The organism is Paenibacillus sp. CR_12 (genome assembly GCF_041953985.1).
Taxonomy (GTDB): domain Bacteria; phylum Bacillota; class Bacilli; order Paenibacillales; family Paenibacillaceae; genus Paenibacillus_AQ; species Paenibacillus_AQ lautus_A.
This window is the reverse complement of record NZ_JAVFHO010000006.1, coordinates 469,644-481,980: the sequence shown is the minus strand read 5'-3', so window position 1 is coordinate 481,980 and position 12,337 is coordinate 469,644. Positions and strand designations below refer to the sequence as shown.

At 52.7% G+C, this 12,337-nt stretch carries 12 protein-coding genes; 8 read left to right on the top strand and 4 right to left on the bottom strand.

Translation table 11 applies throughout. The features are described 5' to 3' along the window. Positions 1–151 precede the first annotated feature (151 nt). From RB297_RS23790 to RB297_RS23765, 6 genes are all read left to right on the top strand, one after another. Positions 152–1,099, top strand: a complete 948-nt coding sequence (locus RB297_RS23790; RefSeq protein WP_375121611.1) for a helix-turn-helix transcriptional regulator — start codon at positions 152–154, stop codon at positions 1,097–1,099. A 61-nt stretch (positions 1,100–1,160) separates the two neighbouring features. Next, the gene (locus RB297_RS23785; protein ID WP_192570225.1) at positions 1,161–1,700 is read left to right on the top strand and encodes a DinB family protein; all 540 of its coding nucleotides are present in this window, start codon (positions 1,161–1,163) and stop codon (positions 1,698–1,700) included. A 105-nt stretch (positions 1,701–1,805) separates the two neighbouring features. Continuing rightward, on the top strand, positions 1,806–2,306 hold the full coding sequence (locus RB297_RS23780) for a cupin domain-containing protein (protein WP_090909659.1): 501 nt from the start codon (positions 1,806–1,808) through the stop codon (positions 2,304–2,306). Between the two features lie 264 nt (positions 2,307–2,570). After that, complete coding sequence (locus tag RB297_RS23775) at positions 2,571–3,587, top strand: SDR family oxidoreductase (protein ID WP_096775650.1); 1,017 nt, start codon at positions 2,571–2,573, stop codon at positions 3,585–3,587. A 90-nt stretch (positions 3,588–3,677) separates the two neighbouring features. Further along, the gene (locus RB297_RS23770; protein WP_096775651.1) at positions 3,678–4,019 is read left to right on the top strand and encodes a zinc ribbon domain-containing protein YjdM; all 342 of its coding nucleotides are present in this window, start codon (positions 3,678–3,680) and stop codon (positions 4,017–4,019) included. Positions 4,020–4,215: 196 nt separating this feature from the next. Beyond that, positions 4,216–4,929 carry a sulfite exporter TauE/SafE family protein gene (locus RB297_RS23765; protein WP_096775652.1) on the top strand — a complete coding sequence of 238 codons (714 nt, stop codon included), beginning with the start codon at positions 4,216–4,218 and terminating at the stop codon, positions 4,927–4,929. A 26-nt stretch (positions 4,930–4,955) separates the two neighbouring features. Here the strand turns inward: RB297_RS23765 and RB297_RS23760 are convergent, their stop codons facing one another. From RB297_RS23760 to RB297_RS23745, 4 genes are all read right to left on the bottom strand, one after another. Then, the gene (locus RB297_RS23760; protein ID WP_375121610.1) at positions 4,956–6,062 is read right to left on the bottom strand and encodes a glycosyl hydrolase family 8; all 1,107 of its coding nucleotides are present in this window, start codon (positions 6,060–6,062) and stop codon (positions 4,956–4,958) included. 182 nt (positions 6,063–6,244) lie between these two features. After that, positions 6,245–7,525 carry a polysaccharide deacetylase family protein gene (locus tag RB297_RS23755; RefSeq protein WP_375121609.1) on the bottom strand — a complete coding sequence of 427 codons (1,281 nt, stop codon included), beginning with the start codon at positions 7,523–7,525 and terminating at the stop codon, positions 6,245–6,247. Positions 7,526–7,566: 41 nt separating this feature from the next. After that, a complete protein-coding gene (locus RB297_RS23750) occupies positions 7,567–8,307 on the bottom strand; it encodes a hypothetical protein (RefSeq protein WP_375121608.1) in 741 nt (246 codons plus the stop codon). A 225-nt stretch (positions 8,308–8,532) separates the two neighbouring features. After that, complete coding sequence (locus RB297_RS23745) at positions 8,533–9,519, bottom strand: glycerophosphodiester phosphodiesterase family protein (protein ID WP_375121607.1); 987 nt, start codon at positions 9,517–9,519, stop codon at positions 8,533–8,535. Positions 9,520–9,719: 200 nt separating this feature from the next. Between RB297_RS23745 and RB297_RS23740 the strand changes: the two genes are divergently transcribed. Together RB297_RS23740 and RB297_RS23735 are read left to right on the top strand one after the other, a co-directional pair. Beyond that, a complete protein-coding gene (locus RB297_RS23740; RefSeq protein ID WP_141397989.1) occupies positions 9,720–10,412 on the top strand; it encodes an FHA domain-containing protein in 693 nt (230 codons plus the stop codon). 194 nt (positions 10,413–10,606) lie between these two features. After that, positions 10,607–12,235 (top strand): glycoside hydrolase family 9 protein, encoded by a 1,629-nt coding sequence (locus tag RB297_RS23735; protein WP_375121606.1) that lies wholly within the window; start codon positions 10,607–10,609, stop codon positions 12,233–12,235. Positions 12,236–12,337 lie beyond the last annotated feature (102 nt).

Sequence of the window (12,337 nt, the reverse complement as noted above, 5' to 3'; positions counted from 1 at the left end):
CTCCCCTGCCCGGGCATCCGAACTACGAGCCGATGATGAAGGAGCTCCAAACCATCTATGAGCGGAATGAGCAGGATGGCTGCGTGTTTTTTGACTACGAGACGAAGGTGTACTGGGGAGAGGTTTAAGTCCTTTCGGAGGTAAACATAGAATGAACAAGACCGATCGATTACTGGCCATCCTGCTTGAGCTGCAGCAGCGCAAGGTTATGCGGGCCGAAGATTTGGCATCCCTATTCGAAACGAGCGTCCGGACCATCTACCGGGATATTCAGGCTCTTAGCGAAGCAGGCGTACCCGTGATCGGAGCCCCCGGGCAAGGATACTCGTTAATGGAGGGGTACTTTCTGCCGCCCATCATGTTCACGGCAGAGGAAGCCGTGGCGCTGCTCATAGGAACGGATTTCGTCGAGCAGCGCTTTGACGCAGACTATGGCGAGAAGGCTAGGGCTTCCCGCAAGAAGATAGAGTCCATTCTGCCGGACCGTGTCCGCGCAGACGCTGCCCGGGTTCGAAAGACCATGCGGCTCCTTGCTCCCGGCAGCAAGGCAGCTTTAGGAGAAGAGAGGGATTATCTGGAATTGGTTCGTAGGGCCATACTTGAGGAACGGAAGATAGAATTCCATTACGTGAAGAACATGCCGGATTCCAAAGGCAACCGAAAGAGCTTTCGCTCGGCGGCCCCTTATGGCCTGGCCTTTCTTCAAGGCTCATGGACATTGATTGCCTGGTGCGACCTCCGGCAAGGCATTCGTCATTTTCGGTTGTCCCGCATGAAGGACCTGACGATCCTTGAGGAGCGCTTTGAGATGCCGCCGGATTTTCATTTGGAGAATTATCGGCCACGGGATGACCGCAATTTGCTGGTACGGGTTCTGGCAAGTCATGGCATCGCGGATCGAGTGAAGGAAGCCGGCAACTATTATATGGAGACTTTAGAGGAGTGCGAGGAAGGACTGCTTGTGAGCTTTCGCGTCCGCCGTCCGGAGGAGATCCTGCATTGGGTGCTCGGCTGGGGATCGGATGTCGTTGTGCTTGAACCGCAATCCTTCCGAGACCGAATCCGTGACGAAGCGGAGAAGATGTTTAGACGCTACTGACATGACGTTGTCAGTAGCGTTTTTGTATATTCGGTACAAAGACGATGAAGGGGTTGTTGATATGAATACAAAGGAAGCATTGCAGCGCTTGGAAGAGACGGTAAAGGTATATGTGCAGGAGCTGGATGGATTCAGCGAGGAGCAATTAAGATATAGGCCAGCGGAGGACGAGTGGTCGATCGGGCAAATGTACCAGCACTTGATTCAATCCGCACTGTACATGCATCTGCGGAACATCGACCAGTGCTTGAACATGAATGGAGATGCGGCAGCTTCCCCGGCCGGAAAAACGGAAGTGGGAGCGGCGATATTCGAACAGGGCAGTTTCCCGCCCATCCGCATTCAGGTTCCGCCGTCTCCGCAGTATACCCCGGAACAGCCCGCAGACAAGGAGCAGCTGATTCAAGGCTTGAACGCGGTTCTCCATCGGGTGAAAGAAACCGAACCGAAGCTTGGTGAGGCATCCTTGCAGCATACCGTCCCCCATCCGAGGTTCGGAGGATTGCATGCCAAAGAGTGGTTTTTGCTCATTGAGATGCATTATCGTCATCATGTTCGGCAGCTGAATCGGTTGAAACAGGCGTTAGAGCAGCGGGTGTGATGACATATCAAGAATATCGTTTTTCTTGCAAGAAGATTGTTTGAGACACGCTCGGCCCGGGTACTGGTACACGAGTGAACAATGAATCGAAAGGAGCGGATGACCGTGGAAGTACATGTCAGATCATTTTTCGTGAATGACGATGGAGAGGTTCCCAACAATCCCGACCTGCCCGTCATTGTGTACAATGGGGTATTCGCGGATGACCCGAGCGGGTTGGAGGCAGCCTTTAACCGGCATCACTGGAGCGGCAGCTGGTCAGGCGGCGTATACGATTACCATCATTATCACAGCAATACGCACGAAGTCCTTGGCGTGCGGTCCGGAAGCGCGACCGTCCTTGTGGGCGGGGATGCAGGGGAGCGGCTGGAGCTTGCTACCGGTGACGTGATCGTCTTGCCGGCGGGTACTGCACATATGAAGCTTACCAGTACGCCCGACTTCGAAGTGATTGGTGCCTATCCCGAAGGGAATACGCCGAACATGAGGGAGCGGAATCCGACGGATCGGGCCCAGGCGATCAACGAAATCCAAAGCGTGCCTGTTCCGGATACGGATCCTGTCTTTGGAGAGGAAGGGCCTCTGCTGCATAAGTGGGTGAAATAACCTAAGCATGCGACATTATTAGAACGAAAAGACTCCCGCCTGCCGCAAGCAGACGGGAGTCTTTCTGCGCGTTACAACAGCACCTTAGCCTCATGCCGGTTCACGCACGATCTCTATAATGCTTCCTGCCCCACACTCTGCTCAAAGTCTTGTGCGGGTCAACCCTTTTTGGAAATTGTAATGCACCCGTGCCCATGCTATGGTAAAGGATAGAAGGTCAAGTTGCAGTCAGTCTTCTCATTATTGCTACCGGAGGTGCAGTTTATGAAAGCGTTGTTTATTGGAGGAACCGGAACGATCAGCACGGCGATTACAAAGCAGCTGCTTGAACAAGGCTGCGAGTTATACTTGCTCAATCGAGGGAACCGAAACGACACGTTGCCCGAGGGCGCACATATTTTGCAAGCCGATATTCATGACGAAGACCAAGTAGCGAAACTGATTGAGCATCTCGATTTTGATGTTGTGGCCGACTTTATTGCATTCGAGCCCGCCCATCTGGAAAGGGATTACCGCCTGTTTGCAGGAAAAACCAAACAGTTCATCTTTATCAGCTCGGCCTCAGCCTATCAAACGCCCCTATCCGATTATCGCATTACGGAAGGGACGCCTTTATCCAATCCATACTGGGCGTATTCCCGAAACAAAATAGCCTGTGAGGATTATCTGATGAAGCAGTATCGGGAGCATGGCTTCCCGGTGACTATTGTAAGGCCAAGCCATACGTACGATGAGCGGTCCATTCCGCTCGGCGTGCACGGCAGCCAGGGAAGCTGGCAGGTCGTAAAACGCATGCTGGAGAATAAACCGGTCCTTATTCATGGAGACGGGACGTCGCTGTGGACCCTGACGCATAACCGCGATTTTGCTAAAGGCTTCATCGGCCTGATGGGCAATATCCATGCCATCGGGGAGTCGGTGCATATTACCTCTGACGAGTCGCTTACCTGGAATCAAATTTATGAAATCATTGCGGATGCCCTTGGCGTACAGCTGAATGCGGTGCATGTCTCTTCCGAGTTCCTGGATGCTACCAGCACGCAGGATTTCCGCGGGTCGTTACTGGGAGACAAAGCGAATACGGTGGTGTTCGATAACAGCAAGCTGAAGCGGCTGGTCCCTGAATTCGTGGCAACCATCCGTGCCGATCAAGGGATCAAGCAGACCGTGGACTATATTTTAGCCCACCCGGAACATCAGCGGGAGGACGCAGAGTTTGATGCGTGGTGCGATAAGGTCATCTCCGCGCTGGAGAAGGCCAAGTCGATCATTACGGGGTAAGGCTTAATCTCTCAGGGGCGGAAGTATATAGCGGACATCTGTTTCGAATATAGGGTATAGTTATTGTAAAACGAATGGAGAAACGAAACGATGTCTACTTTGCCGAATTGCCCGAAATGTAATTCAGAATATACGTATGAGGATGGGAACCTCTTGATTTGCCCCGAATGCGCTCATGAATGGACCCCGGGGTCCCAAGCGGAGCATGAGGAAGATGCGAGGGTCATTAAAGACGCGAACGGAAATGTATTGGCCGACGGCGATTCCGTAACGGTAATCAAAGATCTTAAAGTAAAAGGCAGCTCATCCGTATTAAAAATAGGCACGAAAGTGAAAAATATACGTTTGGTCGACGGCGACCACGATATCGATTGCAAGATCGAAGGATTCGGGGCCATGAAATTGAAATCGGAATTCGTTAAAAAGAGTTAAGATGTGTTAGCACGGTTCCATCATGAATAGCAGCAGCAAAAACCCTCCATCAAGGAGGGTTTTTCTCGTCTAACCAGGGTTTTTGCAGCCTATTGCGGCAACAAAGAGCAGTCTTGTGATGGCCTTATGGTACAATGACAGGATGGGCTTGCTTCGTATAGGAGCTCCCCGAATAGGTGAAGAAAGCAGGTGCAGCGTGGATATCATACTATTTGCGGTTATCATATTCGTGGCGTCGATTCTCCAGACCAGTACCGGTTTTGGGTTCTCCATCCTGGCTACGCCGTTTCTGCTGTTGTTGTTCCGGCCCGCCGAGGCCATTCAGATTAATCTGATTCTATCGCTTGTCATATCGGCTGCCCTGATTGCCAAAATCCGCAAGGACATCGACTACGGCATCCTTAAACGATTGGTGATCGGAAGCGCGGCAGGTCTCCCTCTGGGCATCGTTATTTTTTCGCTCATCGATATCGGCTATCTGAAGCTGGGCGTCAGTCTGATCATATTGGCCCTGACCGTCATGCTGATGCTGAAGTTTAGAATAAACCAAAGCCGCGGCAGGGACTTGGCTGTGGGAGGACTCTCAGGCTCTCTAACGACGAGCATCGGCATGCCGGGTCCGCCCCTGCTGTTATATTTTTCGGGCACCGATACGCAAAAGGCCAAACTGAGAGGGACGACCCTGGCCTTCTATTTGTTCATCTACTCCCTGAGTTTGATCATTCAGGTGATCGTGGCGGGAACGTCCAAGACGGTCTGGGTATCGAGCGGAATCGCGCTGCCGCTGGTATTCATCGGGCTGTTTATCGGACAACGTTTATTCAACGTCATCAACCAGCGCGTGTTTCAGATCTTTACCTATATCATTTTGATCTTTACCGGTGTGTACATGCTGATCGAAAGCTTGTAGTCATGCCAAAGAAGATGGCAGGATCATCATTTGGACTGCTCGAACAGCGTCTCGGCCAGCAAGGGAAACAGGTTATCAAAAGCATGCGTATTCCCGTCAAACACGTATCCTCCCGGATAAGCGGGATCCTGATCCCGGAATTGGAGCATGCGTTCATGCAGCTGCTGCGCCCATGGGAGGTCATTGGTTTGCAGCGCCAGAATGATGGCCAGACCGTAAACGGCAGGCGACTCGTAATCCGCGTCCGGTTTGCGGCTTTCACGGGTGTAGCGGCCTGCCAGCCGCTGATGCTGGCGGAATTCTCCCTTCAGGAACGCTATAAGATCTGTCGGCGGATGATTCATCTCGGCGAGATGGACGCCAACGATCAATTGGTCGATCAGATTGACCGATGCGTCGTACTCATATTGGCCGGAGCCGATGTGATAGGTTTTGGGATAGAAAACGCCGTCCGAAGGCATATGAGCGAGCAGGTTTTGATATCGTTCATAATCCTGGGAGGGTAGGATTCCGTTATCATGCATTTCGCGCAGTGCCGATAAGTCAACGTAGACCAGGCTTAACGCGGCGGCGGATTCATCCCGTGCAAAATCATGATAATCGACGAGGTAACCTTCGGTTTGAATCGCAAGGAGTGCAGACCCGATCCTTTTTGCCAATTGAAGGTATTCTTCCTCGCCCCAGCGATTGAACGCCTTCAGCAGGGCATCGAGGATTCGCAGATCATCGCCCAGCGCATTGGTTGTGACCTCGGATTGACCGTCCGGCCTGAGCTTCCATTGGATATAGGGCTCTTGCTCCTGATTAAGAAAATAGGTGGTAAGAAGCTGGACGCTGTCGTCGAACCGGGCTCGATTGCCGGATATCACGGCAGTCCGCATCCAAAGCCCGAGCGACTCGGATAACGCTTCCCGGCCGGCAACGATGTCCGGATTCACGGAAGCAGCGGGTTTAAGATAGGTGGCAATGGTACCGTTATCGTTTGTCATATGCTCTTCAATGAACGCTGCGGTCACGTCAGGATTCTCCTTGTTCTTGTTGATCCAGCAGGCTATGAGGACGATGCCGGCAAGGGCAAGAACGACGATGATCGCAAGAATGGCTTTCTTGCGCGTTGAAATCCGGTTTGTCATAGGTTCACCTCGACCATACTATTTCGATATTCAACAGGTTAAAGCCTTCAAGGAAGACTGGGCGGCGGTGAACATAGCCCCCGGCTGTAGGAACGGGTATACTTCACTAAAAAAGGCTGTACCTGATGTTGGAAGCTCCAAATCATCAAAGGTACAGCCTTTCTTGCATAAGCGTATAGCGATTATTGCAGACTGACGATGGTTAGTCCTTGATCCTGCAGGCTCTTAATGATCTTCGGTAACGCATCCACGACCGCCTGGGATTCATGCAGGAGAATAATGGAGCCGGAAGCTTCGATGTGCTGGACATAATCCAGGATTTTATCCTCGTCGCGAGTCAGCCAATCCTCGGGATCCCGGTTCCAGAGCACCACTTTATTGCCTTGCTGGCGGCTTAACGCCTCGGTCCGGTCATCAAAGGCACCGTAAGGCGGACGGAAGAGCACCAGCTTCTCATCGGTAATATGCTCAATGAGATCGGCTGCGCGGGTCAGTTCCGCCTTTTGTTCTTCATAAGTAAGGTTTGGCATCTGGCTATGGGTCATCGAATGGCTGCCGACGGAGTACCCGTTGGCATGGATGGCCTTGACGTAGTCCGGGTGTTTTTTCACATTGGTGCCGACAAAGAAGAACGTCCCGCCAACCTCGTGTTTCTTCAAGACGTTCATGATATCCATGGAGTGCTTGGATGGCCCGTCATCGAACGTAAGGGCGACATACCCTTTGGGGATGCTGTAGGAGATGAAATCCTTAAGCTCCAGCTGTGGAACTGCAGCCGAGGTCTTGATCTCCTTCCTCGGTTTGCTATCCGCTTCCTTCTCCACGGAAGCGGCTACAGGTTTGGCAATCATCGCATTCCGGTTCTCGGCAAGCAATTGGATGACCGTTTCGACCTCCGCTGCGGCGGTTATAGCAGCTTCATGCCGGATGTCACTCGGATACGAGTAATTAAATGAACTTAGTAATACCACAAAAATCAAGCTCATCAAGGTTGCGCTTGCCAGCTTAAGCGGAAGACGATGCGGCTTCCTTGCAGAGCGCGTGGTGTTTCGATTTCCATCGGTCTGCACCTCTTCGGCCTGACCCGGTTCGGATAGGGGCGCAGACAGGAAGGACAGGGTAGATACATCGTCCAAATGCCGGATAGTCTTGATCGCCTCTAATTCGTTCCTGAAGTGAACGGAGCAAGCAAATGAAAATCGCTCGCCGTGGTCACGATATGTACGCGTAATGGAGCCTATGTATTGCTGTTGGATGGCATCCCATGTTGTATGTAAAGATAATCGGTATTTGTGAACCCCGTTAAATTCCGACACGGTCGCTATATTCGCTATGGTTTCATGATCGGTTAACCACAACAGCTCCGCCGATTCCGAGAAGGATAGCTTGATTCGAAGAGCGAAAGCCTCGGTATCCGTCTCGATCGCCAGCAGCTCAATGACTTTTCCATAGGAGTCAGACATGACGGCCCTCCTTTCTCTAGATGTTCATGCAGTGATTATGCTTAATCCGATGGTGTGTTGGGAGCCGATGTTTTTGGCGAGAAGGAGAAGGACATCTTCTCGGTAAAATCATTGATGGTCTGCATCAATTTGGCTTTATCGTCCAGAATGTTCTGGTACTGCTCCGCATACTTCTGGTTTGCAATCTCCAACTCGCGCACCTTCTCTTCAAGCGCGTTGATCTTGAGCATGCTCTGATATTGGGTGTTGTTAGACTCTTCGTAGAGCTTGTTGTACTTGGCGGTTTCGGTCTCCAGCTGGTTGGAGAGCTTCTCGTACGCCAGGTTCGATGTCAGCTGGTATTCCTTGTAATCCTCCAACAGCTGGTCGTAACTCATCTGTTTGTTGGTCAGCACGTTCTCGAGCTCGCGGATTTCCTTGTTCTTCTCCTGGACCAACTGATCGCGCTTGATCTGCTCATGCTTATACCGGTTGATCGTTTCGTTGGCGGTAAATAGCTGATCCTCCAGGCCCTTGTTCTTATAAGACAGCAATTGCCGCTCCTTCAGCATGTTCTCGATCGAAACGATGACGTCGAGGCCGATTTTGTCCTGGTTGTCCTTGGAGAAAAGATGCTTGCTGCTCTCCGCGGCGGGCAGTTCAGGCTCCGCGGAATATGCCGGCTCTTCTTCGACGGTTACGGCAATTTCCTGGTGTTCGGCACTGTTCTTCTCGGGTTGGTTCTGGTTTGAGCGGGCATTCTTAAACCAGGCCATTCCCTTTTTTTCTGTTTCCCTGGCCAAAATATCAACTCCTATATATTTCAATGAATACAGCATGAATTTAGGATAAAAGACCCTATTAATAGTCATCGGTAAAAACACCCTAAAAACTTTGCCCTTTGACCCTATGAAAATAAAAAAAAGCCCCGCAAGCGAGAGGGGGCTTTTTAGAGGGCGAATCTTCCGGTTTATGCGGCCTTTCGACCCGCCTATATTCATGAATTGAAACGAACGCGATGCTTCGACTTATTCCGTCTTCTTTATGGTCAGCTCCGGGGCGATAACGTCGACCCGGTTCGTCCAAATCCCGCCGCTGTAGTCGTCCGGCAGCCTTTCCAAATCCGCTACGGAGTCAAAGCCTTCCGACCAGCCGCCGTCCCCGGCCACGAGGATGACCCGCGTATTGATGCTGTCCATCCGGTTTAGGAATTTATCCGGCCATCCCCATAAGTAACGGGCATACTTCTCTGGTATATGGAGCTGGGTGTTGCGGCAAACCGATGGAAGGTAGCCGCTCCAGCCGGCCCCGGCGTAGGATACGAGACAGCTTTTGAGCGTATCCATGGACATGACGCGCAGCGAGGGGAGCTGCGATTTTAACGTGCGGATCGGCTGGTCATCCCCGTAAACGGTCAGCTGGCTGAGACGCTTCACCGGCAGACCGGACAGATAATCGGCCAGTTGTTTTCCTTCTTCAGGGTCCGTGCTTTTGATATGGATCAGAAACGCGCCGTCCGGGAACGCCTCCAACACCTCGCCTAACGACGGAATCAGCCCGACTCCCTTTCCCCGAAAAGGATAAGTCGCTCCCTGGTCGGCCGTGTAGCCGTATCCGATGTCTATGTTTTTCAGCTCGTCCATGGTATAATCCTTGACCGAGCCCTCCACGTTGGTGCGGCATTCCAGCGTCCAGTCATGGAACACGGCGAACTGGCCGTCCTTGGTCGGTTTGATATCCAGCTCCACGATATCGGCACCTGCCTCGAAGGCGGCTCTCATGGACGGAATGGTGTTCTCCAGGTAAGCGTGCTCCGGCACATAGATGCGGGAGGCGGTACACGTGTCGGCTTCAATGCCTTCCATCGTAAAGGTCTGCCCAAGCCCTCGATGCGCCAGCAGAAGCGGCTCGCCGTCACGGTCTTTGGTGAACAGGGATGAATTGTTAACGAACAAAAACACGAGCAACACAACAAAAAACAGTATGAATTTCTTCCATCTTTTTAGTTTTCGCATGATCCAATCCCCCAAAATCGTATACAATATGCAATAGTAGATTTATATTTTTCTCTTTCTCTAAACGAAGTTCTCTATTTATATCCTTCTTTATTCAATCTTAGTGATTTTGGGCGCATACTCAATGGCTGGAACATAACAATTGCATAATAACGAACTAACAAATACGAATGAGCGAGTATATGGGAACAGGAGGGAGCATGATGGACAAATCCTCCTTTTTGATGGTGGAGCGGGGAAATCCCTACGAACGCGGGGACGTTATAGCTTTGACCAAACCGATCACGGTGCTTGGCCGCAAGGGCCAGCATTTTGATCCGGATATCGCGTTTGACAATATTTTTGTGTCCCGGCGGCATGCGGCGCTGCTGCATCGAAACGGGAAGTTCAGCATCAAGGATCTGAACAGCAAGCATGGCACCTTCGTTAATCAGGCACGGCTGGCTCCCCATGATGAAATACCCCTTCAGCATGGAGATACCATCGTGCTTGCGGGAGATCTGATCGTGCTGTCCTTCTCCATCCTCAGCATGGATGAGACGATGGACATTACCCCGCTGATCAAGCAGCTGGCGGCGGTTGAGGGCTCCGGCGGGCTTAAGCTGAATCCTTTCAAGCAGGAGCTGGTATACGGCGAGGACGTGTACGTTTTTTCGGAAAAAGAGTACAAGTGCATGGAGCTGCTCGTCAATCACCAAGGACAGTTCGTGTCCAAGGAGCAGCTCAAGGCATACGTTTGGCCCGAGCGAAGCTACGGGACGGACGAAGTGCCCGATGTGAGCTCGGAGGAGCTGAATGCGCTGATCTACCGGGTCCGCAAGAAGACGAGGGATATTTTGGCCATTGAGAGCATCCGGGGAAAAGGCTATATTTTGCAGTCGACGGCTGAATGACGATCGCAAAAACGAAAACGCAATGAAATCTAAGGAACCATACAAACGGCAGGCCCTTCCTCCATGCAGGAAGGGCTTGCTTGCATGAACAGGACAAATTCGATGGCGGTGAGAGGGAAATGGCAGGCCCCAGCGAACTGATATAGCATGGAAGTTTCGAATGAAACGACAATCGAAAGGGATGTGCAGAGCAGATGAACATGGAGCACGTGCAGCAAAACGGCATTGCCGTTAACCAGTTAGGTTATCGGGGCCGGGACGCCAAGATTGCCGTCATTGCCGGTCAGGGCGGACGGTTTCGCATCGTCAATGCGCGAAATGGCGAGGTCGTATGGCAGGGGCAGACGGCGCCCGCCATAGAGGATGCGTCCAGCGGACAGACGGTAAGCAGAGGGGATTTTACGGCATGGGAAGCACCCGGTACCTATCGAATCGAGACGGAGGATGGGCAGTCGTCGGTACCATTTGCCATTGCCGACGATGTATATGAGGATGCCCACCGAGCAATGTTGAAAGCGTTTTATTACTTCCGGTGCGGGACGGCTTTGGATGAGCCGCATGCGGGGCCTTGGAAGCATGAAGCCTGCCATCTCACGCAGGCCATCGTTCATGGACATGAATCGCGGCGGGTGGATGCTTGCGGAGGATGGCATGATGCTGGGGATTATGGCAAGTACGTCGTGCCTGGCGCCAAAGCCGCCGCCGACTTGCTGCTGGCCTTCGAGCTGTACCCCGAAGCGTTTGCCCAGCCGCTGCCGCTGCCTGAAAGCGACGGCCGCATGCCGGATGTGCTGCATGAATGCAGGTATGAGCTGGACTGGCTGCAGCGCATGCAGGATGAGGAATCGGGGGGCGTGTTCCATAAGCTCACGACGCTGCGGTTTCCGGCGGGAGACGTCATGCCGGAGGACGATACGGCCCCGCTGTACTTGTCGCCGATCTCCGCAACGGCAACCGGATGTTTTGCCGGTATCATGGCCATGTCGGCACGGATCTATTCTCCCTATGATGAAGCCTTCGCCGCGAGCTGCCTGAAGGCAGCGGTGCGGGCTTGGGCATGGCTGGAGGAGCATCCCGACGAGCCGGGCTTCCGCAATCCGGCTGATATCGCTACAGGCGAGTATGGCGATGGCCAGGATGCGGACGAACGGTACTGGGCAGCCGCAGAGCTATACCGTACAACGGGGGAGACGCCATATCATGAGGCTTTCCAAGCTTTAGCCAAGCAGGACTCTTTCGGAAAGTACGAGCTGGGATGGGCGGACATGGGCGGTTACGGGACGTTTGCCTATCTGATGTCGGAGCGGGAAGAAGAGCCCGAGCTGGCGCAAGAATTGATGGCGGGCCTGTTACGGCGTGCGGATGAGCTTGCTGCTGTCAGCGATCGGGACGGCTATGGCCTCTCGCTTCTGCCGGATCAATATATCTGGGGCAGCAATATGCTGGTCATGAACCACGCGATGCTTCTGTTGGTGGCGGGAAGACTGTCGGGGTCCGAGGACTTTGAGCGGCATGTGCACGAGCATGTGCACTATGTATTCGGGGCGAACGTGATGGGGACAAGTTATGTTACCGGATATGGGGCGAGGCCGATCCGGCATCCCCATCACCGTCCTTCCGAAGGCGACGGCGTGGAGGAGCCGGTTCCGGGCCTCGTCTCCGGCGGTCCGAACAAGGGGCTTCACGACGATTATGCGCGTGAGCACTTGGCCGGCAGGGCGCCCGCAGCCTCTTTTGCCGATGTGATGGAGAGCTATTCCACCAATGAGGTGGCTATTTATTGGAACTCGCCGGCCGTGTTCGTGCTGTCTCATTTTGTATAGAAAGAGCATTACATAGAAAAAGAAACGCCGAGAGATTCTTGACGTTTCTTTTTTTGTAATGGACTGAGGATTCTTCCATCTCCAAAGAGTCGAGTAAAGCAT

Excerpts from the sequence above, each read along its gene's own strand:
- RB297_RS23755 (WP_375121609.1), bottom strand. The coding sequence starts at position 7,525 with ATGTCTGACTCCTATGGAAAAGTCATTGAGCTGCTGGCGATCGAGACG.
- RB297_RS23740 (WP_141397989.1), top strand. The coding sequence starts at position 9,720 with ATGATGGACAAATCCTCCTTTTTGATGGTGGAGCGGGGAAATCCCTAC.
- RB297_RS23790 (WP_375121611.1), top strand. The coding sequence starts at position 152 with ATGAACAAGACCGATCGATTACTGGCCATCCTGCTTGAGCTGCAGCAG.
- RB297_RS23760 (WP_375121610.1), bottom strand. The coding sequence starts at position 6,062 with ATGACAAACCGGATTTCAACGCGCAAGAAAGCCATTCTTGCGATCATC.
- RB297_RS23785 (WP_192570225.1), top strand. The coding sequence starts at position 1,161 with ATGAATACAAAGGAAGCATTGCAGCGCTTGGAAGAGACGGTAAAGGTA.
- RB297_RS23770 (WP_096775651.1), top strand. The coding sequence starts at position 3,678 with ATGTCTACTTTGCCGAATTGCCCGAAATGTAATTCAGAATATACGTAT.
- RB297_RS23735 (WP_375121606.1), top strand. The coding sequence starts at position 10,607 with ATGAACATGGAGCACGTGCAGCAAAACGGCATTGCCGTTAACCAGTTA.
- RB297_RS23775 (WP_096775650.1), top strand. The coding sequence starts at position 2,571 with ATGAAAGCGTTGTTTATTGGAGGAACCGGAACGATCAGCACGGCGATT.
- RB297_RS23745 (WP_375121607.1), bottom strand. The coding sequence starts at position 9,519 with ATGCGAAAACTAAAAAGATGGAAGAAATTCATACTGTTTTTTGTTGTG.